Here is a 22,789-nt window from a genome sequence, read left to right as displayed (position 1 = left end):
CAAACAAAACCCGTGAGCCAAATCGGTTCACGGGTTTTGTATTCCATTTATTTTCAAGCCGGATCCGGTGCTTGTCCGGATTTTAAAGCCTCATCTTTAGCCGTTTTTCCTGCCCAATAAGAGGCAAGCATGGGCCCGGCAATATTTTGCCAAACACTGAACAGAGTGCCGGGCACGGCTGCAGCCGGAGAGAAGAAGAGCAGAGCAAGCGAAAGACCGAGTGCGGAATTTTGAGTAGAAACCTCAAAGGTAATCGCCTGGTTTTTGACCTGGTTGACGCCGAACAGTTTGCCGACAAGAAAGCCGAGCGCTGTGCCAAGCACATTAATGAGTATAACAACCGGGATCAGGACGAGCATTTCCGGTGCAAACAGACGCGCACTGTTTGCCGCTACAACACCACCAATGATCAGAAGAATGGCTGATGTTGAGACAAGCGGAAGAGCGGCAGTTGCTTTTGCAATTCTTTCTCCCAGAAAGGCATTTACGGCAAGGCCGAGAACGACCGGCAGAACAACAACTTCAAGCACGTTAATAAACAATGAGAGAACAGGGATGCTCACCCAATGTCCTGCTAGTAAGAGCAGAAGAACAGGGAGCAGTACCGGAGCGATGAATGTTGTCATTGTACCGATTGAAACACCAAGTGCGACATCTCCTTTGGATAGGTAGCACATGACATTCGCAGCCGTTCCGCTTGGACAGCAGCCGACGAGAATAACTCCGGCTGCGACCGCATCGGGCAGCTGAAAAAGGGCGCAAACAGCAAATGAGCAGACAGGCATGATCAGATAGTGAGCGATGATGCCAAGAGTTACTTCTTTCGGCGCCTTGAACACGCCTGAGAAATCGGATCGTTTAAGTGTCATACCCATCCCGAACATGACAACACCAAGCAAGTAAGGAACATAAGGAACGACCCATGCGGCAAGACTTGGGTGAAAATAGGCAATGGTGGCAGCGGCGAGAACAAACCATATAAATTGAGCGCTTAAAAAGGCGCCGATTCTAGAGATTGTCTTCAATGAAAATACATCCCTTCTGTTTTCGTCTGTTTTTGGTCACTCAGAAACTTACGTACCAAGAATTGCTTTTTTCCGTCAAAATCGTCCCCAGACACTCCTTTCCCTTTGCTAAAAAAGTCCCCGTTTGCTGTGAACGGGGACTTTTTCCGAACCCCTTATTGCGATGAAAACCCAGTCATACGTAATTTAGTCAACGAATGCCTTGATTCTTAGGGAATCAAACAATTTTGGCTTGTATCTGATTGGGCGGATCCGGTAAAACTTTTAAAGAATAAATTTGGTGCTAGGAATATAGCATTTGCGAAAGACAAAGTCAACGCAATTTAGCATATTCTGAACAAACTGTCTTTATCCTTGCTAGGCCATCAAAATTATAGGGCGTTTCACTACACCGATTATTGTGTTGTGACAGCATCAACCTTTGGTGCTGTCTTCTCAGCCTTTTGTTTTCCGGCCCAATAAGAAGCGAGCAGAGAACCGGACATGTTGTGCCAGATACTGAACAGTGTTGCAGGTATTGCGGCGGCAGGCGAGAAGAACGCCATGGCAAGAGCGACACCAAGTGCTGAATTCTGCATACCGACTTCAAATGTAATTGCCCGGCTCTTCGGGTGATTCATGCCGAGCAGGCGGCTGAAGAAGAAGCCTAATGCGTAGCCAAGCAGATTATGAAGCATGACAACAGGTATAATGATTAATGTACCGGCGGTCAGCAAATCGCCGTTTTTATTTGAAGCTGCAACCACACCGCCTGCGATCAGAATAATAGCAACCGTTGATACGAGCGGTAACGCTTCTGTTACCTTGTGTACCTTTTTGCCAAAGAAGGTATTGACAAGAACGCCGAGAACGATCGGCACGATGACGATTTCAACGACGCTTATGAAAAGCGAGGTGGTCGGGATTTTAACCCAATGTCCTGCAAGCAGCCAAAGAATAAAAGGCAGCATGACCGGCGCGATTAATGTGGACACTGCACCAATTGAGACACCAAGCGCGACATCACCCTTTGCAAGGAAACACATAACGTTGGACGCCGTTCCGCTTGGACAGCAGCCGACAAGGATTACGCCGACAGCGACCGCGGGCGGCAGTTGAAATGCAAAGCAAAGTGCAAAGGCAATGAGCGGCATGATTAAGTAGTGTGCACAGACACCGATGATGACATCCTTTGGACGCTTAAATACAGCGGCAAAATCGGATTTCTTCAGAGTCATGCCCATCCCGAACATGATGATGCCGAGTAGGTAATTGACATATGGGAGCACCCATGTGATGACGCCTGGCTGAAAATAGCTGACAGCTGCGGCAGCTAATACGAATAGTGAAAAATATTTACCTAAAAATTGTCCTGTAGCGACAATAGCCTTCATTATTAAAACATCCTCTCTGTTTTCGTGCATCCTTTATATTTTTTAGCTGATAATCCTCTGTTTTTTTTTAAGATTATCGCTTCTGTTTATTTGACCGGTTGTTTTTCTTTTTCTGTTGTACCGGCTTCAGACCAAGCTTCAGGCAGTCGCATCACGCCGCCGGTATGCGCAGAGGTGACGAGTGCAGCGTAACGTGCAAGATAACCGGAACGGACCTTAGGAACAAACGGCTTTAATGTTTGGCGACGCTCTGCCAGTTCTTCATCGGTCACATCAAGATGTACCGTGCGGTTGGTCAGATCGATCGTAATGGTGTCGCCGTCCTTGACAAGAGCAATTGGCCCGCCGGATGCAGCTTCCGGAGATACATGCCCGACGGAAATACCGCGCGTTGCACCGGAAAAACGTCCGTCGGTTAGTAAAGCGACATCTTTTCCAAGACCGCGTCCGACAATTGATGAGGTCGGTGCCAGCATCTCAGGCATGCCCGGACCGCCTTTTGGTCCTTCATAACGGATGACGACAACATGACCTTTGCGCACGGTGTGGTTGTCAATCGCTTCGACGGCCTCATCGTGGGAATTAAAGCAGATTGCTTTTCCTGTGAACGTTTTTACAGAAGGGTCAACACCGCCGACTTTGATCACGGCGCCTTTTGGCGCGACATTGCCAAAGAGAACGGACAGGCCGCCGTTTTTGCTGTAGGCATCTTCCAGCGGATGAATGACCTTAGGATTCTTGATTTTTGCCTCAGCCACATTTTCTCTGAGCGTTTGACCGGATACTGTGATGCGGTCGGGATGGATAACATGGCCCATATCAACCAGTGTCTTGATGATAGCCGAGATGCCTCCGGCTTCATGCACATCCTGCATTGAGAACGCTGAGCTCGGGGCAATTTTCGCCAAGTACGGAACCTTTTTTGCAACCTCGTTGATTCGATTGAGGTCATAATCGATACCTGATTCAGAGGCTACGGCAAGCATGTGGAGGACGGTATTTGTCGATCCGCCCATAGCCATATCAAGGGCAAAAGCATCGTCGATTGCTTCCGGGGTAATGATGTCACGCGGACGAATGTCTTTTTTTATGAGCTCCATGAGCTTGGACGCGGATTGACGAATTAAGTCGCGCCTTTCCTCAGAAACGGCGAGAGCGGTTCCGTTGCCGGGAAGCGCGACGCCGACCATTTCCATCAGGCAGTTCATGGAATTGGCCGTAAACATGCCGGCGCACGATCCGCAGGTCGGACAGGCAGAGGCTTCGATATCTAAGAATTGATCCTTTGTTATCTGTCCCTCTTTAAATGCGCCAACGCTTTCGAAGACCGAGGATAAAGTCAGTGCCTTGCCTTGAGCAGACAGTCCCGCCTTCATGGGCCCGCCGGAACAGAAAATTGATGGTACATTGGTGCGAACAGCCGCCAGCATCATGCCTGGTGTGATTTTGTCACAGTTAGGGATGTAGAACACACCGTCAAACCAGTGAGCGTTGATCATTGTTTCTGCCGCATCTGCAATTAGTTCGCGACTGGGGAGCGAGTAGCGCATGCCGATATGGCCCATGGCGATGCCGTCATCGACACCGATGGTATTAAATTCAAATGGAATTCCGCCTGCTTCTCGAATGGCTTCTTTTGCTACATCGGCAAGTTCGCGAAGATGGACATGCCCCGGAACGATATCCACATAGGAATTGCATACCGCAATAAAGGGTTTGTGCATATCCTCTTCATTCCTTACGACGCCTGTAGCCCTGAGCAGGCTTCTTGCAGGAGCACGATCCACGCCTTTCTTGATTTCATCGCTTCTCAATCTCTCTCATCCTTTCTGTTTTTGAAAATTGCCGAATAAAAAACTCCCATTCAAGATGAATGGGAGTTCTGTCCGACTCCCACCTACGCCAAGGAGGACCCGGACAATCGATTGAATTTTTTCAACGATTGCCAAGGCCCTAGGTAATAATCAAGACTCGTAGGTAGGATAGAAATGACATAGTGATCAACCTCTTAAATATTAAGAAATTTTGTACAACAAAATATAACACTAGCGAAATGATCCGTCAACATCATTTTTGTTGAAACTGCTTTTCATATGCAAGGGGAATTCGGACAATAATTGTTGAAAGGATGAACGGGATAGGTGCTGATGGAGGAACGAAACTGATCAAAATAGATGCAATTTTTTTGCAGGTAAGGCACATCTTAGACGAATTAATTTTTCACTTTCGTTGTTTCAAATTCTATTTACTTTTATACTGGAAAGATATAAGCAGTACTGATGAGCATATAATCTGTTCGGGCAAAATGGTGGACGGTGGGAGGCTGTTTCTTGAAACTAATCGTTAATCTAATAAAATTATTTGCTGGCCTTTTTTTATTCGCACTTGGGGCGGTATGTACCATTAACGCTAATTTAGGTCTGCAGCCATGGGACGTGCTCCATCAAGGACTTTCAAGAACCTTTCCCATAACAATCGGCTTGGCCAATATTTTCGTAGCCTTTATTATTGTCATCTTGAACAGAATACTCGGAGAAAAAATCGGTTTCGGTACATTGGCGAACATGCTGTTCATCGGATTATTTATGGATATGCTGATGCTCGGCCACCTCGTTCCAACTGCCTCTCATTTTGTCGAGCAGCTGTTGATGGTTCTTATCGGTTTGGCCATTATCAGCTTAGGAACCTATTTGTACATAAGCGCAGGGTTTGGTGCTGGGCCAAGAGATGGTCTTATGGTTGTTGTGGCTCGCAAAACACATCAATCCGTGCGTTTGATTCGAACGGTGAATGAAGGGGTGGCGCTGATTATCGGCTGGCTGCTTGGCGGTTCTGTTGGTATCGGTACAGTGGTCATGGTGTCACTGATCGGTATTTTTGTACAGGCGACCTTCAAGCTCTTCCGATTTGACGTGAAAAATGTTCATCATATCTATTTGGATCGCCACATGTTCACCAGAATTTTCAGCAAAAAAGAACCGATGAATGGAGGAACAAATCAACATGGTCTTTGATACACACAATCATACCCGTTTTTCATTTGACGCGGAAATGGATATTGAGGAAGCGCTCAAGAAAGCTTCCCGCTATGCTATGAATTTGGTAGTTACAGAACACTATGATTTAAATGAACGCCAGGATGATGGCACTCCGGTTGATTTTGAGATTAAGCAATATTTCGATACCTACTCCGCTTACAGAGGCGAGCATCTTCTACTGGGCATTGAGCTTGGTTTGGACAATCGTCCCGACTATGTCGCACGCAATCGTGCAATTATCGAAGCTCATCCGTTTGATATGGTTATCGGGTCCGTGCATAATCTGCAGGACTTTGACCTTTATACGGACCGCGCGAAGAATTTTCTAAGCAAACAGGACTTCTTTACGCAGTATCTGATCTATGCCGAGCACACGATCCATCGCAATCCATATATCGATACATTTGCTCATATTGATTACCCGTGCCGCTACCTGAATTATTCCGACAATGTGCTTCGTTATGAAGATTTCCCGCTTTTAATCGATAATTTTCTCAGCACGCTGATTGAAAACGATATTTGTCTTGAAATCAATCTTCGTCTGATTGATCAGAGCGGTTTTCGTGAGGGGCTCGAAAGCATCGTCCGCCGCTATCGAGAATTAGGTGGCCAGTATGTAACCATTGGCGGCGACAACCATTCTCCGGACACCATTGGCATCAAGTACCCGCTTGGCGCAGCGATGGCAAAAGAATATAGTCTGACCCCTGTTTATTTTAAAAACAGGAAACGAATGGTCGATGAACCGATGAGCTGATTATGAAGTGCTTCGGTGAATACTCTGTTTTCATTTTCTGTCCAATCAAGTTATAATGATCGCAGTACATCGTGATTGACTGGGACGAGGATCCTGTCTGCACGAGCTGCAAATAGGACGTGATGGTGTTGACCCGCTCATTTCAGAAATTGAATGAAGAAAAGGTGTTTAAGGATCCCGTACATCGCTATATTCATGTTCGTGATCGATTGATTTGGGATCTGATCGGAACACCGGAATTTCAACGCTTAAGGCGAATTCGACAGCTCGGTACGACATTTCTGACGTTTCACGGAGCAGAACACAGTCGTTTCGGTCATTCACTGGGCGTTTATGAAATTGCGAGACGTGTCATCGATATTTTTAAATACAGGAATCATTGGGATGATTCGGAGACGATGATCGCTCTTTGCGCGGCGCTTCTTCATGATGTGGGCCATGGGCCTTTTTCCCATTCCTTTGAGAAAGTGTTTGGAACGAACCATGAAGAATACACGCAAAAAATAATCCTGGGCGATACGGAAATACATCGTTTGCTAGAAGAGCAGGGCGAAGGCTTTGCTGAAAAAGTTGCCGATGTGATTGGCAAAACGTATCCCAATCGACTCGTTGTCAGTTTGATTTCCAGTCAGATTGATGCTGACCGTATGGACTATCTGCTTCGTGATGCCTATTTCACCGGTGTGAGCTACGGCCATTTTGACATGGAACGTATTTGGCGCGTGATGCGCACGCAGGATGACCAAATTGTTTTTAAATTTTCGGGGATGCATGCAGTAGAAGATTATATCATGAGTCGTTACCAGATGTATTGGCAGGTCTATTTCCATCCGGTGACGCGCAGCGCAGAAGTTATTCTCACACAAATTCTCCACCGAGCAAAAGTGCTGTATCATGAGGGATTTCGTTTTAAATATGCGCCGTATCCGTTGATAAAGATCTTTAAAGGGGAAATGACGCTCAAAGACTATCTGAAACTGGATGAGTCTGTGATCCTTTACTTTTTTCAGGCTTGGCAGGAGGAGAAAGATCCGATTCTCAGCGATTTGTGCTTCCGTTTCATGAATCGCCGATTGTTTAAATATGTAGAGTTTACACCTTCATTGATCGAATCTAAGGATCAGCTTGCAGGAGCTTTTCGAGACGCAGGAATTGATCCAGACTACTATTTGGAGATTGATTCATCGTCGAATTCACCTTATGATCTCTATCGGCCGGGTGAAGAAGGGGAGCGTCAGCCGATTCAATTGCTCATGCCGGACGGAACACTTCATGAACTGTCTCAAGAATCCGATGTTGTCGGATCAATTACCGGCAAGCGGCGTACCGACGTCAAATTGTATTATCCGAAGGATCGAGTGTTTGATTTGCCGGAGCACTCGCCATATAGAGAACGGATACAAGAAATTTTAGGCATCTAAGAAGCTGCATACAAGGTCATGTGTTAAAAAAAGAGATCATGTTACATGGGGGAAAATGAAACATGTTGGAAGACCACGCAAAAATTGCTGCATTAATTAATCAAACAGGTGGAATCTCCGGACGTAAAAAACTTCAAAAAGCGGTCTATATCTTTCAAAGGCTTGGCTATCCTTTTCAGCAGATTTTTCACTTTCACTTCAGCGGACCTTATTCAGAAGAATTGTCGATTCAGCTTGAGGAATTATGTGATTTCGGATTTTTAATCGAAGATCGAGAGGATCGTAACGAAGAGGAAGAGACGTGCTTTTATCGGCTCTCAGAAGCCGGTGAAGGGTTTTTGACTCATTATAAAAATGTTCTGCCGACTGTGCGCAGGCTCACGGAGCAAGTCATGAACCAAAATACTTGGTTCCTTGAAGCGGTTGCCATTCTGCTTTACTTCGATTATCTGCCTCGAATTGAGGCTATCGAAAAAGCAAAGGCATTGAATAATGAATCAGTGGGGGAAAATTTGGAGCATGTGCTTGCCTTCATTGATGAACTTCACATGCTCCAATCTATTGAAATGCCCGTTTCACAATAAAACGGCGACAACTTTTGCTTGGCATGAAAATACAGAGAAAAAAGAAACTCGATTAAATACAGGCGGATGGCAAAAAGCCATCCGCCTGTTTAGGTTAATTCAGTTCGTCGAGTTGATTCAGTAGCTGCTTGAGTGCTTTAAGATCCTCTACATTCAGTGTAATACCTTTGCCCATTTTCTCTCCGTCCGGAGCCCAATCGCGCAAGTCGTATTTTGGTGCGCGTCCGTTCCAACTGATCATGTTCAGCTGTTTCGACCAACCGCTTGATGATTCGGTCAATTGTCCGATCTTCTTAACGATTTCAAACTGGATGCTGCTCATTTCCATATCCCCCAACGCGTAATGGTTCAATCAGGCAGACAGAGTGCTGCTGTTATAAAAGAATAAAATGCTCATGAAACCAAGACCCGCCGCTTAAAAGTTCATTGCTGTCGGCGATAATATGCGGCTCGCCCTCTTCGTCTTGCGTGATCAAATGGCCTTCGTTGTCTTGCTCAGCCATGTAAAAATTATTTACCTTAAAAAGCAGCCGTGTTTCAAAAAAATCAATGGGTACTTCAACCGTTTCTCCATACACACTTTTGATGCATCTCACCAAGATCATGCTTTACGAATCCTCCAGAAAACAAACATAGCTATGCCCGATAAGCTGGCAAACATACTGCGGCAAAACGCCTGAGTATGAGAAGGCTTCTCCGCATTCCGGGACACTCCTTCATTTAGAATAAGGGTTGTATCCGTATTTGGCAATGACTGAGATATCTGATCGTAAATGAGTTCGTGTGAGTTATCGGCATGAACGTGAAGGATTCAAGTATGCGTCTTTCATGCGCTTAGCCCAGCTCATGGGTGCCGACGAATCGTTCGCACATTCAGAACGAACGCGTGCTGCATAACTCAGCTGTTCATTGTTCCAGCGGGCTTCTGCATCGTGAAGTGCTTTTGCATAAACGGGCAATAAGCTGTGTTCATTGATGAACGTTCGCAATGCGTCAAACACGGCGTCCATTCTGCTGGCAAATTGACCGGAAACGTGGATGTGTGCTGCTTCATCCGATAACGCTTCCGCATCTTTTTGATCGGCTATAGTAAATGCGTCATAGTCAAGATGCGCACACCAAAGCAAATAAAGATGCATTAAATAAAGATCGTTTGGATTAATGCCTGTTCGATAAAGAGGGTTGAGATCAGCAATCCGTAACTCGACACGGCTGGCGTTTGGGCGGTTCGTAAGATCTTCAAAGCCATCTCCTTTAATCCGGACGAGTTGATAGAGTTCGCGAGGACTTTCAATCAGCCCTTGTTCAACAGCAGACCGGAGTGATTGAATGTATGCCTCCGGACTTGAATAATCAGGGTACACAGGATCAATATTTTTGTAGCCGTGTGCGCTTAGTCTCACCGATCGGTAACAGACAGACCCAATTTGTTCTGGGCTCGCCGCAAGCAGATGGACGAGAAAATAGCGATGACGGAGCGCTGCGGCGACAAGATTAAGATAGAAACGGCTGCGAGCGTCCGGACCTGCAAATAGATGTTCCGGAAAAGAAAAATTAAAATGAATACCGCAATAGAGTTGTTTCTTGCGTCCGTATTTCTTTGAAAGATAGATCCGATAGTCTGTTTTATCCTTGCCTTCCGATCCGAAATCAGCGATCGGAATCTGCTCTTCGGGTGGAAGCTGGGAAGGGGGAGCGCTCAGCGGCCAAAGCAGCTCATCACCAATACCTGCATAGACCGTTTTGGTCAATCGTTCTTCAAGGGCGAGCATTTCCTCAATGGACGATGCAACCGGCGTGACTAATTCAATTTGACTCTCTGAAAAATCAGTTGTGATCTCAGAATTGGTCAGCTTGCTGCCGAACACATGCGGATGCGGGGTCAGCGCAAGTGAGCCGCTTTTATCAATTCTCAAGTTCTCGCGCTCCAAGCCGAATTGTCCGCAGGCAGATAATTGAGCAATAGCGAATGGCCTTTTCATGCGCATAGTATTCCCTCTCATTCTTTAGTAAGCCTTTATGGTGTTATACTACTTTCGAGTCTATAGGATGCGGCATCATGATTCAATAATTTCGATTGGTGCGCCGCTACCTTTCTCAACACCCAGTTTATAATATATCTTAAATAATGCTTCAGCAGTGAAAAAGGTGTCCGGTCATGGTGCATTTCGCTCAGTGAGCGCTGAGGACACCAATATGATAAAATAACCTCAGTGAGATTAATCACGTTTAGAAAGGGTGAACCATTTGGATATTTTTCATCAAGATGGTAAAAAATCAGGCTTTAATATAATTAAAGGCGATTCAACGAAGGGACACGGCGGTTTTGGTGCCGGATTAATTAACTTGGATAATATGTCTCCCGTTATCGTTGATGTCGAAGCAGGTACGGCCCAAGTTGATATTGGAGCGCTTCATGCCCGCAGTGATATTGAGCGGAGAATCCGTTTTTCAGCAAATAAAGAAGATCTTCAAGGCGGCGGGAAAAAGTACTGGCTCGTCTGGGTGAACACGGAAGTGACAAAAGACGGACCACGCTATTCAGGCGCCGCAGCTGCCGAAATGATCATTCACCGCGAAATTAAGCGCGGATATAAAGTACTCGCCGATCATGTGAATAAAATGGATAAAGCGCTCAAAGGCAAAGTTGTCCTTGATGAGATGGATGCTCAATCGAAAAAAGTACTCCGTGACTTTTTAATCAGTGTCGCGCCGAAGCAATGGGAACAGGCAAATCCTGAACTGAAAGCTCAGCTTAATGCCGAATAACGGCTGTCAAGATTAAAAATGCTGAATCAGCAGAATCCCAACGATCATCAACACGAGACCGGCGGCACGAGGTCCGTTCAACCGGTGCACAGCGACGCCGAACCAGCCGAAGTGGTCGACGATCATGGCGAGAATCATTTGTCCGCAAAGTACCGACACCACAGTTAATGCGGAGCCGAGTACCGGAAGCAGCAGAATATTGGATGTGACAAAGACGACGCCGAGCATGCCGCCCGTCCATATCCATTTCGGTGCACGCGGGATCATTTTCAGATCTACTTTTATCCTGTGATCGACGAGCAGCGTGAGCAATGCCAGAATACATGTCCCAATCGTGAATGAAATAAGCGAGGCAATAAATGGCGATTGAACGGCATAGCGGACCTGTGTATTTACTGATGTCTGAACAGGGGATGCCATTCCCGCAACTACTCCCCATAGGAGAAATAAGATACCAAGCAAATAGTTTCTTTGCTTCATGCTGTCTCCATTATCTTGCAGGCGACTCATCGTACTTGAATTGTTTTGTTGTTTCATGATGCTGTCTCCTTAGAATTTCTTGATTAAAAACACGCCGACGAACATACAGGCAATACCGATCAGGCGCGGAATATTCAATTCGTGCACAGGCACGTTGAACCAGCCGAATTGATCAATGGCGATCGCCATAATCATTTGCCCCACCAATGTAGCGACTACAGTCAAGGCTGCGCCAAGCCGTGGAAGCAGCAGGATATTTGTTGTCAAATAGAAGACGCCCAGTATGCCGCCCCCAATCCAGATCCACCACGGGTGAGTGAGGAAAGACTTCGCAGCGAAGGTCAGACGATGATCGATAGCAAGTGATAGGATCACTAAAGTCAGTGTCCCGGTGAAAAAAGAAATAAACGAAGCGAGAAATGGCGAACCGGCTTCTTTGCCAAGCCGAGAATTAATTGACGTCTGGACGGGTATAATGCCACCGGCAATTAAACCGCCAATTAAAAATAAAATGATCATTGTTGTGACCTCTCATCTTTTGCTTAATGGTCTAAGTATAAGAGAAGATCTTCGCAATTGAGAAATAAAATGAATTATGATTGGAAAAAAATTTTCAAATTCAAACAGAAACAGACCTTCTCGCGATTGAACGAAAAGGTCTGTTGGTTTATCGGAACCGTTTACTTGCCAGTGAACTGAAATAATTTCAAAGCTCGCATGACCGTGTTTATTTCCACCAATGAAACAAGCGGTCTAGAAAGCTGCGCTGCTTCTTCTGTTTTTGTTCAGGTTTTGATTTCGCCTGACCGCAATAGGCAGTGGGCTCGGTTCCTTTTATAAAATAGGTTGGCCGCCCGGTACAGCCCTTGCCGGCACGCAGCCCGCTTTTCGGATCAATGCTGACACTTACAACGCCTTTGGGCGGTCTGAACGAGTTCTTCGGCTTTCCCTCAAGCGCCGTCTCCATAAAGTGGCTCCAAATCGTTTTCGCATAGCCTGTGTCCGGGTATGTACTGATTGTTTCGCCTTGATCATAGCCGACCCACACGGTGGAGACCAGATCCGGTGTAAATCCTGCCATCCAGCTGTCCGTAGATGTCGAACCGGTTTTCGCGGCCATTTTATGGGTCAGCCATCCGGATACTTGGCTCCCGGTTACATGTGTGTACCCATTTAAACGACGATCAAAAATGCCGGTCATCATCTGGGACAGAACGAATGTGGTTTGCCGATTGAGTACCTGCTTTTTTGATGGCTCAGATTCATACAGGGTTCGTCCTTTGGCATCGGTCACCTTTGTAATGAACGAAGGCTTCACACGTGCGCCTTGATTTGCGAGCGTTGCATAGCCGCGGGCGAGTTCCAGGACACTGACCGGTTTTGAACCGAGCGCAAGTGACGGGATCGGTGCGAGTGCACTTGTAATGCCTGCCTCGCGAGCAGCCGCAACCATTTTTTGCATGCCAATGGCTAAATGGGTCTTAACGGCGAAGACATTGTCGGAAAGGGCAAGTGCTTGTTCCATCGTAATCGGCTTGTTGGCGTAATAACCGCCGAAATTATTCGGTGCGTAGCTCGCATGTCCGTTGTCAAAGGTGAACGCTGTCGGCGCGCTTTTTAAACGAGTTGCAGGCGTAAAGCCGTTGCGTAAAGCCGCGTAATACAGAAAAGGCTTGAATGCCGATCCGGGTGCGCGTTTTGCATTCGTTGCCCGGTTATAAGGACTGTTTTGATAGTTGCGCCCACCGACCATTGCCACAACTCCTCCGGTTTTAGGGTCCAATGCGACGAGAGCCGTTTGAAGTTTGGATTTGTCCGGAATGGTGTGATTGACCCAGAACTCGGCTGTTGCTTGTGTTTCGTTATCCAATGTTGTGTAGACCTTGAGGCCTCCGGATGCCAGCTCTTTTCGACTGATGTGAAGCTGCTCGGTCAGCTCATGCCGTACTGCATCCTGAAAATAGGGTGCTTTCTCCACGGTCTTCGCTTTTTTCTTCTGCGCAAGCTGCAGTGGCGATCGGAAGGCAATTTCCGCTCTCTTTTTTGTCAAGTATCCGGCCTTTACCATTGCATTTAAGACGACCTTTTGCCGACTTTTCGCCTGATTATAATTCTGAAACGGTGAATAAAGACTGGGACCATTCGGAATACCCGCAAGCATACTCGATTCGGCAAGGGACAGATCCTTTGCGCTTTTATTAAAATAGATCTGCGAGGCGGCTTCAATTCCGTAAGCACCGTGCCCATAATAGATCGTGTTTAAGTAGCCCTCCAAAATGTCTTTTTTCGATTCATTCATTTCCAGACGAACCGTGTAGAACATTTCGGAGAATTTACGCAGCCATGTTTTATCATTGGTTAAAAAAACATTTTTCGCATACTGCATCGTGATTGTACTTGCCCCTTGTGCTTTGCTGAAACTGCGCATGTCAATGAAAATGGATTGAGCGATTCGCCGGATATCGAATCCATGATGGCGGAAAAAACGCCGGTCCTCAATAGCGAGTGTCGCTAGTTTAATCGATGGGGCCATCTTGTCATTGTCGATCCATTCCTTATTGGTCGTATCCCATTTTCCAATATATTGGCCGCTATGGTCATAGAAAACAGCGGGACGGGCAACGGGAATGTCCATGGGCCCGGCAATCTTGGCAGATATGAGCAGCCCGACGAAACCAATCAGCAGGAGCAAGGGACAAAGTGCTGCGATTAAGAACGTCCATCGCGTAATCACATGCTTTCTTTTTCGGATCCTCATGTCAAAGTGCATCGATCAGTACCTCCTCAATCCGAAAAAGCAGGCAGCCTTGAGGTGCCGTGCGTGCTTTCAATTTTTAGTACTCATTATGGAAAAAGCGGCTGTATTCTAAACATTGAGTGGCATAAAGTGCAAATTAGAGTATAAATACAAGAAAAAAATAGAATCCTGGGAAAAATAGCGGGTTAACCTTGCTCACAGATAGTCAATCTTTTATAGTAGTATAAGTATGGAGACGAGCACGGATGAAGGAAGGCGGCCGCATGAAGACGCGCAATGCTGAAATCGTTTTTACAAGCCGGATGAGTGATCCGGGCGAATCGAACCGTCAGCAGAAAACGACCACAGTGGTTCGGGGAAAGGTTGGGGAAAGCGGATCCAGCCTTTATCTTGTCTTCAGTGCCAAGATCGCGGACGTTGGCCAGGCCGACTATACCATTCGAGTCAGCGGCAGCGAAGCGTTGATCTTGCGCAAAGGTGCTTTGCCGATGAGGCAGCCGCTCATGGTCGGGCAAACCATAGCAGGTACATACGACACGGAATATGGCCGCATGGAAACAAAGGCTGCCGCCGAAACCATTGATTCCATCACTGACTCTTCGGGTGATTCGGGATCAGTACGGATTGTCTATGCATTGAGCATTCAAGGACAATCGGTTGGGAGAATGACGCTCGACTATCATTATAGGGCCAGCTTATAAACGCGAGGGCAATTTCTTTTTTTGCCCTGTGCAACTATAGAAAACAATGCAAGTGATGCATCAGACGCAATTTTGGAGGTTATAGAGAATGACGATCGTGGAACAAGTCAAGAATCAGTTAAAGGAAGAAATTATAGAAGCAGTGGTCAAGGCGGGGCTTGCTGCACAAGAGCAGGTACCGGATGTTGTGCTTGAGGCACCGAAAGACAAAGCTCATGGGGACTTCGCAACGAATATGGCGATGCAGCTAGCGCGGATTGCGAAAAAGGCGCCGAGAAAGATTGCCGAAGAATTAATTGCAAGTTTTGATAAGAAAAAGGGACATATCCGCAAAATTGAAATTGCAGGACCGGGTTTCATCAACTTCTTCCTTGATAATCAATACTTGACGGATTTAATTCCAACAATTATTGAAGAAGGCGATGCGTACGGTGCATCGAATACCGGTGCAGGAAAGAAGATTCTTGTCGAATTTGTTTCTGCCAATCCGACCGGAAGTCTTCATCTGGGACATGGGCGAGGTGCGGCAGTCGGCGATGCGTTATGCAAGCTGCTGAACAAGGCCGGATATCAAGCGGTACCGGAATATTACATCAACGACGGCGGCAACCAAATCACAAATTTGGCGGTCTCACTTGAAGCGCGGTATCTCCAGCAATTGGGGCAGAGTGCAGAAATCCCGGAAAACGGTTATCACGGTAAAGACATTATTGACTTGGCGAAACGGCTCGTCGAAGAATACGGCGATTCATTATCAGCAAAACCGGAGGAAGAGCGCATGCGTTTCTTCCGCAACTTCGGCGTCGAACATCTTATGGGCGGAATCAAAAAGGATCTTGCAGATTTCCGTGTCCATTTTGATAAATGGTTTTCTGAACGTTCTTTGTATGAGGATAATAAAGTTGAAGCTGTGCTCGATTATTTGAAAAATAAGGGCGAAACTTATGAAAAGGACGGCGCTTTGTGGCTGAAAACCACTGAATACGGTGATGACAAGGATCGCGTACTCGTCAAATCGGACGGCAGCTATACTTACTTTACACCGGACATTGCCTACCATAAAGATAAGCTTGATCGCGGCTTTGAACAGCTGATTGATGTACTCGGTGCAGATCACCATGGTTATGTGCCGCGTCTGAAGGCAGCCATTCAATCGCTTGGCTACAACCCGGATCAATTAACCGTCCAGATCATTCAGCTTGTGAATTTATTTAAGGACGGAGAAAAGGTCAAAATGAGCAAGCGTACAGGCAAAGCAGTGACGATGCGCGAACTGATGGAGGATGTCGGTGTCGATGCCGCACGCTACTTCTTTGCTATGCGCAGCTCGGACAGCCATCTTGATTTCGATCTTGATTTGGCTATTTCTCATTCAAATGAAAATCCGGTTTACTATGTGCAGTACGCCTATGCACGCATCACGAGTATGCTGAAACGTGCGGAAGACTTTGAGCATGACAATGTCGCAGAACTTGACTTGAATCTGCTCTCAGGTGAAAAAGAAATTGATCTGTTGAAGAAACTTGGCGATTTCCCTGCGGTTGTTGCGGACAGTGCGCAAAAATTGTCAATCCAGCATATTCCTGCCTACTTATTTGAACTTGCTTCATATCTGCACAGCTTCTACAATGCAGAGAAGGTGCTCGATGAAAATAATGTGCCGCTCAGCAAGGCTAGAGTTGCTTTAATGAAAGCCGTTCGCACGACATTGAAGAACGGAATGGAATTGATCGGTGTACATGCTCCGGAAAAAATGTAATGACGAAATAGAGAAAACAGCCTCCCGTTTTAATCGGGGGGCTGTTTTTTCTCACATAAATTAAGAAAGTATAGAGCGACCGAGCAAGGTCGTGCCTTATAGCGGGTGGGAAGCCCGTCGGAAAAAGAGCTAGCCACTCATCCGTAGCGAGTCTTGGAGAACGAAAGGCAACTTTGGTTTTTAAGCGTAGACAGCGAGCCAGTGGGCCGTAAGCCAAGTGGTTGAAGGGATTGAGCCTCGAAAACTTATGAAATGGGAATGCCGATGGCGTTATACTTCCAGAAGGCAACACGCCAGACATCGTTAAGGCAAGAGGTCTGGGGGTTCCCCGGGGTCAGAGACCATGGCACGCTGAGCATCAATAAGGTACGGCAACTCGGGAGATCCCAGCGGGTCTTTCGAAAGAAAGTATAGCGAACCAAGCAATCAAATGTAAGGACGTTAAATGTCTGCTGGGAAGTCGGAGGAAGCACATAGTACCCATGATATCGGGTAATGCCGGTTGAGGGAAGGTGTTTTCCCTTGTTTATGAATCTTATCTGGGACACATCGGCACACACAGAGGTGACAGTAGAGATGACTACAAAACAGGTAAGAATAGCAGAGCTAGCGAAGGAAAATCCGAAGATGGCCTTCACCTCTCTGGCTCATTTATTGAGCGTAGAGGAATTGAGGGTCTGTCACCGGGAACTGCAGGGAAACAAAGCAGCGGGCATCGATCAGATGACGAAGGCAAGCTATCAAGAACATCTTGATGAACACCTTGCCGATCTGGATAAGCGCCTGAAGCAGAAAAGCTATCGGCCGCTCCCTGTCCGGCGGACATATATTGATAAACCGGGAACAAAGAAGAAACGCCCACTGGGCATCCCTGCCTATGAGGATAAAATTGTTCAGCGGGGTCTGGCGAAGATCCTTAATGCCATCTATGAGCAAGACTTTCTTAACTGTTCCTTCGGTTTCCGCCCAAATAGGAACTGCCATGATGCACTTAAAGTCCTGAATGTCTTCATTGAAAAGAAGTACACGAACTACATTGTTGATGTGGACATCAGGGGCTTTTTCGATCATGTCGACCATCAATGGATGATGCGTTTTCTCAAGCTACGGATCAAGGATCCAAGCTTTCTGAGGCTCATTGCCCGTTTTCTAAAAGCGGGTTACATGGAGAAGGAAACTTGGCACGCAAGCGAACAAGGGACGCCGCAAGGCGGACTGATCTCGCCGATCCTAGCTAACGTCTATCTGCACTATGTGATTGACCTATGGTTTACGAAAGCGGTGAAGAAACAGTGCCAGGGACAGGCTTATCTGGTGCGCTATGCCGATGACTTTGTCTGTTGTTTTCAGTATAAACAGGAAGCCCAACGATTCTATTGCGATCTGAAGCGGCGCCTAGAAAAATTTAACTTGGCGCTTGCGGAGGAGAAAGCGAGGATCATCCCTTTCGGACGATTCGCTCAGGAAAATGCCAAGAGAAATGGAAACAGGAAGCCAAAGACTTTTGACTTCCTGGGATTCACCCACTATTGTGGGCAAAGTAAAAGCGGACATTTTCGAGTCAAGAGGAAAAGCAGCCGAAAGAAAGTGGGTGCCAAACTCAAAGCCTATTCGCAGTGGCTGAAAGGCCATCGGACCCAAGAGATTGACTTCATCATGGATCGGCTCAAGAGGTCATTGACCGGCTATTACAACTACTATTGTATCACCGATAACAGTCTAAGCGTGAGCGCTTTTCGATTGCAGGTGATTCGGTTGTTGTATAAATGGTTAAACAGAAGGAGCCAGAAACGATCGTTCACATGGGAAAAATTTAATCAATTTCTCAAACGCTTCCCTCTGCCGCAACCGCGAATCAAGGTCAATATTTATCAACTTCGGTCGGAGCTGAGCTACATTCTGTGAACCATGAACAAGAAGAGCCGTGTGCGTAAATAGCGCACGCACGGTTCCGTGAGGGGACAGAAGATGTGAATCGCTGTCCTACTCGACTGATTCTGACCCGTATTCAAACTAATCACCAGTGTCTTGGACGAGAATCAAAGCGGAGGTGCGAGACGCCAGCGGTCGCGCTCAGTTGATGCGAGAAACCGAAGCGATGATTCCCCAATGTAGTTCACAAAAAGAAGCTGAGCCAGCCGCTGCAATATGAGGAAAGTTTAGCGAGCGGGGATCGTTTTCTTATTTGTTCGTAGGTAACGGCAATCGATTTATCTTCTATTTCTTTTTCAACATTATGGAGTACATGATGGACGAGACTGGGATCATCTGTAAATCCGGAAAGTTCACCATTCCAAAAAAGACTTCTCCGATCGAAATTGGCAGTACCCAAATAGCAGCGATTACGATCAATGACAAAGAGCTTTGAATGGTAAAAGCCTTGATAAAAATGGTAAAGTTTAGCGCCTCTTTGAACAAGTGGTTCAAGATATAGAAATGAAGCTGGTTGAACAAGCGGGTGATCTTTTTTCTGTGGCAATAAAATCGTCACTGCTACGCCATTTTTCATCCGATCAAGGAGCACATTGAGCAGTCTTTTGCTTGGCACAAAATAAGGAGATGCGATAAGAATGGATGTATGAGCACTCCCTAGCTCTTTTGCAAAGCAATCTTCTAGCTGTTTGCCGTCCGTTCCAATTAAAGTCAAGGGACTGGGTCCTTTAGTGACGTTTGGAAAATAAGCATCATTGTTTTGAAGATCTTTCTTTGATGCTTGTGTCCAGTCTTCAATAAACAAGCGCTGAAGGACAGAAACGCTTTCGCCTTCTATTTTCAGGTGATTATCATGCCATGGTCCCATTTTCGGATTACGTCCGATATAATCGCGACTGACATTAAAACCGCCAAAATAGCCGATCTTTCCGTCAATGATCATCAATTTTCGGTGATTGCGGCGATTCAAGAAGTAAAAAGTAAAAGGGAACACTGGCTTTTCTGAGAAGGCAAGCTGCACACCTGCATGAGCCAGCTCAGCTCTTTTTTTTCGTAGCGCGAAGCTGCTCAGTGCGTCGACAAGTAACCGCACTTCGACGCCTTCTTCAGCCTTCTTCTTTAAAAGCTCAAGCCATTCGTTGCCCACTTCATCGGCGATAAATATAAAAAAGGAGAGATGAATGTGGTGCTTGGCACTTTCAATACTTTGCTTCATTTCTCTAAAGAGTTCGTGACCATTTGTGAAATAACGGAATTGGTTGAAGCCTGCAATCGGCTTACGTTCGGAAATCAATGGCCTTTTTACTTTTAATCCTATGCGTATATCAACCAAAATAGCGGCAGAAATGAGAACAACAAGTACAAGAATGATGATGAGCATTGCCGATAAAAAATACATGCAGGATCCCCCGATCAAATGAGACGCGAATTGGCGTCGGTCTTAACTTATAATATATCCCAAATTTGCCGATGTATCGGATGGATTCTCTATTTAGGAGGATTTGTTGCAAACAGATGATAAAATGGAGAATACACAATGAATTTTATGCCAAGACTTGATTTTAATCGGGGAACAGACTATTGTATTTATTGTATAACTTTATAATGAGTCTCAGTGTGCGTTTTGCTAAAGCGCCTCACCAAATAGATTTTTTTGGACAGAGATTTGCGGAATCTTTTTAAGCATGCGGATGTTGTGTTATCGACGAGTATTGATACAAGGAAAGGATGTTTCCATTGACAGAACACGTGGTTGAAAAAGCAAAGGTTGATCAGTTCTATAATATATTGGCACAAGGCAAAGAACCGAAAACCTTCTATGAACTGACCGACTTGGTTTATAAAAAAGGCGAAATTGAGGCGGATGGCGGCGAGTCACTCGCACGTCTCTACACAACTCTGATTCTCGACGGTCGTTTTCTGAGTGTTGGTCACAATCTATGGGCACTTCGCAATTGGTATCCATTGGAACAGCGTGAAGATGATATTGCGAAAACGCTTGGCGACAGCCATCATGAAAAGCATAAGGTAGCAGAAGACGGCTTTGACGATTATGATGATGAAGATGACGAGGATGATTTGGATGTGGACGACACAGACGATGATTCCGATGATGACGACGATTATGAAGACGACGATGTAAAGCGCATTAAGAAGAACGCAATTATTGACGAAGACGATGAATAATTGACTGCTTTTTAACACCGCCGGATGCAGGTCATTTTTTCCTGCAACGTACCCTTGATTCGACCGATTAAGTTTGTTAGAATTGCAAAGGGCGACAAATAGAATCGAATTTTAAAGCAAAAGCGAGCCCTCCGAAAGGGGAGCGTACCGCTTTTGCTTTTTTACAAAAAAAGGCAAGAAAAACCGGTCGAAAATGGTCGAATGTGATCGTAATGAAGACCCCTTGCCGTAATGACTCATCGCTTTACGAGCCACTGAACTTTACCAAGCTTTTTATTGATAAGGGGGAAATCATCAAGGATGACGAAATACATTTTTGTGACCGGAGGCGTTGTTTCGTCTCTCGGAAAAGGAATTACAGCAGCCTCGCTTGGGCGCCTTTTGAAAAATCGCGGACTGAGTGTGACCATTCAGAAATTTGATCCATATATTAACGTGGATCCCGGCACAATGAGCCCGTATCAGCATGGTGAAGTGTTTGTTACTGATGACGGAGCTGAAACAGATCTGGACCTTGGACACTATGAACGGTTCATTGATATCAATTTAAATAAAAACAGCAACGTCACGACAGGAAAGATTTACTCGACGGTTTTAAAAAGAGAGCGGCGAGGCGATTATTTGGGCGGAACGGTTCAAGTCATTCCGCATATTACAAATGAAATTAAAGATCGCGTTTTCCGTGCGGGCAAAACGACAGGAGCCGATGTGGTTATTACTGAAATCGGCGGTACGGTCGGTGACATTGAAAGTTTGCCGTTCCTTGAGGCGATCCGGCAAATCAAGAGCAACGTCGGTGTGGATAATGTTCTCTATATTCACTGCACCCTGATCCCTTATCTAAAGGCAGCCGGCGAGATGAAAACAAAGCCGACACAGCATAGCGTGAAAGAGCTGCGCAGTCTCGGTATTCAGCCGAATGTGATCGTCGTTCGAACTGAACTGCCGATCTCAGAAGAGATGAAGGCGAAGCTCGCACTGTTCTGCGATATTGACAAAGATGCGGTCATTGAAGCAAGGGATGCAGAAACACTTTATCAGGTGCCTTTGCAGTTGCAGGATCAGCACTTGGACGATATCGTCTGCGAGAAATTGCAATTGCCGAACGGCGAAGCGGATATGAGTCAGTGGCATGATCTTGTGGACAAGGTCCTTCATCCGAAAAAACATGTGAAAATCGGATTGGTCGGCAAATATGTAGAGCTTCAGGATGCATATATTTCGGTCGTCGAGGCGCTTAAACACGGCGGCTACAGCTTCGGTACTGAAGTGAAGGTTCAATACATTAATTCCGAAGATTTGCTGCCGGACAATGTAGAGGAACAATTGAAGGATTGCCAAGGCATTATCGTGCCTGGCGGATTCGGTGATCGCGGCATTGAAGGAAAAATTTTGGCGATTCAATACGCACGTGAACACAAGGTTCCGTTCTTCGGAATCTGCCTCGGCATGCAGCTGGCAACCATTGAATTTGCCCGTCATGTTCTGAAATTAAGCGGTGCTGATTCTGCAGAATTCAATCAGGATGCCGAGGAGGCAATCATTGATCTTCTGCCGGAACAAAAGGATATCGAGGATATGGGCGGCACGCTGCGTCTAGGTCTTTATCCATGCAAAATTGTCAAGGATACAAAGGTTTATACGGCTTACAATAAAGAAATCATTTATCAGCGTCATCGCCATCGTTATGAGTTTAATAACCAATACCGTGAACAAATGGCGGAACAAGGCATGGTATTCTCCGGACTCAGCCCGGATAACCATCTTGTTGAAATGATCGAACTGAAGGATCATCCGTGGTTTGTCGCGTGTCAATTCCATCCGGAATTCAAATCGCGTCCGACCCGTCCGGAACCGCTGTTCCATGACTTTATCAAGGCTTCTTTGGAAAATGAAAAATAACATAAGATAAAATGAAAAATTGGCTGCCCCGTAAAAAACGGGGCAGCTTTTTTACATAAATGCAGTTGCAATCCGCTTCAATGTGGTCGAAACGGATCAAGAC

General features: G+C 46.1%; 20 protein-coding genes. 10 read left to right on the top strand and 10 right to left on the bottom strand.

Translation table 11 applies throughout. The annotated features are described in order from the left end of the window. Window positions 1-53 precede the first annotated feature (53 nt). The 3 genes from AC6F33_RS16105 to ilvD form a co-directional block, all read right to left on the bottom strand. Complete coding sequence (locus AC6F33_RS16105; protein WP_500777431.1) at window positions 54-1,025, bottom strand: bile acid:sodium symporter family protein; 972 nt, start codon at window positions 1,023-1,025, stop codon at window positions 54-56. Window positions 1,026-1,420: 395 nt separating this feature from the next. Beyond that, window positions 1,421-2,398 (bottom strand): bile acid:sodium symporter family protein, encoded by a 978-nt coding sequence (locus tag AC6F33_RS16100; RefSeq protein ID WP_500777430.1) that lies wholly within the window; start codon window positions 2,396-2,398, stop codon window positions 1,421-1,423. 86 nt (window positions 2,399-2,484) lie between these two features. Beyond that, on the bottom strand, window positions 2,485-4,212 hold the full coding sequence (gene ilvD, locus AC6F33_RS16095) for a dihydroxy-acid dehydratase (protein WP_255748758.1): 1,728 nt from the start codon (window positions 4,210-4,212) through the stop codon (window positions 2,485-2,487). A 516-nt stretch (window positions 4,213-4,728) separates the two neighbouring features. Here ilvD and AC6F33_RS16090 point away from each other — a divergent pair. From AC6F33_RS16090 to AC6F33_RS16075, 4 genes are all read left to right on the top strand, one after another. Further along, a complete protein-coding gene (locus AC6F33_RS16090) occupies window positions 4,729-5,412 on the top strand; it encodes a YczE/YyaS/YitT family protein (RefSeq protein ID WP_255748759.1) in 684 nt (227 codons plus the stop codon). Further along, complete coding sequence (locus tag AC6F33_RS16085; protein ID WP_255748760.1) at window positions 5,402-6,193, top strand: PHP domain-containing protein; 792 nt, start codon at window positions 5,402-5,404, stop codon at window positions 6,191-6,193. Before AC6F33_RS16090 ends, AC6F33_RS16085 begins: the two co-directional genes overlap by 11 nt. A gap of 122 nt (window positions 6,194-6,315) precedes the next feature. Then, window positions 6,316-7,614, top strand: a complete 1,299-nt coding sequence (locus AC6F33_RS16080) for an HD domain-containing protein (protein ID WP_255748831.1) — start codon at window positions 6,316-6,318, stop codon at window positions 7,612-7,614. Between the two features lie 62 nt (window positions 7,615-7,676). Continuing rightward, a complete protein-coding gene (locus tag AC6F33_RS16075; protein WP_255748761.1) occupies window positions 7,677-8,198 on the top strand; it encodes a YwgA family protein in 522 nt (173 codons plus the stop codon). Window positions 8,199-8,292: 94 nt separating this feature from the next. On the opposite strand, the gene AC6F33_RS16070 is transcribed toward AC6F33_RS16075, so the two are convergent. From AC6F33_RS16070 to AC6F33_RS16060, 3 genes are all read right to left on the bottom strand, one after another. After that, window positions 8,293-8,520, bottom strand: a complete 228-nt coding sequence (locus AC6F33_RS16070) for a YdbC family protein (RefSeq protein WP_255748762.1) — start codon at window positions 8,518-8,520, stop codon at window positions 8,293-8,295. A gap of 52 nt (window positions 8,521-8,572) precedes the next feature. Next, a complete protein-coding gene (locus AC6F33_RS16065) occupies window positions 8,573-8,803 on the bottom strand; it encodes a hypothetical protein (RefSeq protein WP_500777429.1) in 231 nt (76 codons plus the stop codon). A gap of 183 nt (window positions 8,804-8,986) precedes the next feature. Beyond that, window positions 8,987-10,186, bottom strand: coding sequence for a glutathione synthase (locus AC6F33_RS16060; protein ID WP_255748764.1), 1,200 nt, complete (start codon window positions 10,184-10,186; stop codon window positions 8,987-8,989). A gap of 250 nt (window positions 10,187-10,436) precedes the next feature. Between AC6F33_RS16060 and AC6F33_RS16055 the strand changes: the two genes are divergently transcribed. Beyond that, window positions 10,437-10,967 carry a YwhD family protein gene (locus tag AC6F33_RS16055; protein ID WP_255748765.1) on the top strand — a complete coding sequence of 177 codons (531 nt, stop codon included), beginning with the start codon at window positions 10,437-10,439 and terminating at the stop codon, window positions 10,965-10,967. Window positions 10,968-10,979: 12 nt separating this feature from the next. Here AC6F33_RS16055 and AC6F33_RS16050 read toward each other — a convergent pair whose 3' ends face one another. From AC6F33_RS16050 to AC6F33_RS16040, 3 genes are all read right to left on the bottom strand, one after another. Further along, window positions 10,980-11,447, bottom strand: coding sequence for a DMT family transporter (locus tag AC6F33_RS16050; protein ID WP_255748832.1), 468 nt, complete (start codon window positions 11,445-11,447; stop codon window positions 10,980-10,982). Window positions 11,448-11,516: 69 nt separating this feature from the next. Continuing rightward, on the bottom strand, window positions 11,517-11,966 hold the full coding sequence (locus AC6F33_RS16045) for a DMT family transporter (RefSeq protein WP_255748766.1): 450 nt from the start codon (window positions 11,964-11,966) through the stop codon (window positions 11,517-11,519). A 208-nt stretch (window positions 11,967-12,174) separates the two neighbouring features. Then, window positions 12,175-14,217, bottom strand: coding sequence for a transglycosylase domain-containing protein (locus AC6F33_RS16040; protein ID WP_500777428.1), 2,043 nt, complete (start codon window positions 14,215-14,217; stop codon window positions 12,175-12,177). Between the two features lie 233 nt (window positions 14,218-14,450). On the opposite strand from AC6F33_RS16040, the gene AC6F33_RS16035 reads away from it, so the two are divergent. The 3 genes from AC6F33_RS16035 (at window position 14,451) to ltrA (ending at window position 18,570) form a co-directional block, all read left to right on the top strand. Beyond that, window positions 14,451-14,906, top strand: a complete 456-nt coding sequence (locus AC6F33_RS16035; protein WP_255748768.1) for a YwiB family protein — start codon at window positions 14,451-14,453, stop codon at window positions 14,904-14,906. Between the two features lie 88 nt (window positions 14,907-14,994). Next, a complete protein-coding gene (argS, locus tag AC6F33_RS16030; RefSeq protein WP_255748769.1) occupies window positions 14,995-16,665 on the top strand; it encodes an arginine--tRNA ligase in 1,671 nt (556 codons plus the stop codon). A 528-nt stretch (window positions 16,666-17,193) separates the two neighbouring features. After that, window positions 17,194-18,570 (top strand): group II intron reverse transcriptase/maturase, encoded by a 1,377-nt coding sequence (ltrA, locus tag AC6F33_RS16025; protein WP_480947509.1) that lies wholly within the window; start codon window positions 17,194-17,196, stop codon window positions 18,568-18,570. A 211-nt stretch (window positions 18,571-18,781) separates the two neighbouring features. On the opposite strand, the gene AC6F33_RS16020 is transcribed toward ltrA, so the two are convergent. Continuing rightward, window positions 18,782-19,996 carry a phospholipase D-like domain-containing protein gene (locus tag AC6F33_RS16020; protein ID WP_255748770.1) on the bottom strand — a complete coding sequence of 405 codons (1,215 nt, stop codon included), beginning with the start codon at window positions 19,994-19,996 and terminating at the stop codon, window positions 18,782-18,784. A 338-nt stretch (window positions 19,997-20,334) separates the two neighbouring features. On the opposite strand from AC6F33_RS16020, the gene rpoE reads away from it, so the two are divergent. Next, entirely contained in the window at window positions 20,335-20,784 is a 450-nt protein-coding gene (rpoE, locus tag AC6F33_RS16015) for a DNA-directed RNA polymerase subunit delta (RefSeq protein WP_500777427.1), read from the top strand. A 300-nt stretch (window positions 20,785-21,084) separates the two neighbouring features. Beyond that, window positions 21,085-22,686 (top strand): CTP synthase, encoded by a 1,602-nt coding sequence (pyrG, locus tag AC6F33_RS16010; protein WP_255748772.1) that lies wholly within the window; start codon window positions 21,085-21,087, stop codon window positions 22,684-22,686. Window positions 22,687-22,789 lie beyond the last annotated feature (103 nt).

Source organism: Sporolactobacillus sp. BBK16-2, from assembly GCF_059878335.1.
This window is presented reverse-complemented; position numbering and strand designations above follow the sequence as displayed.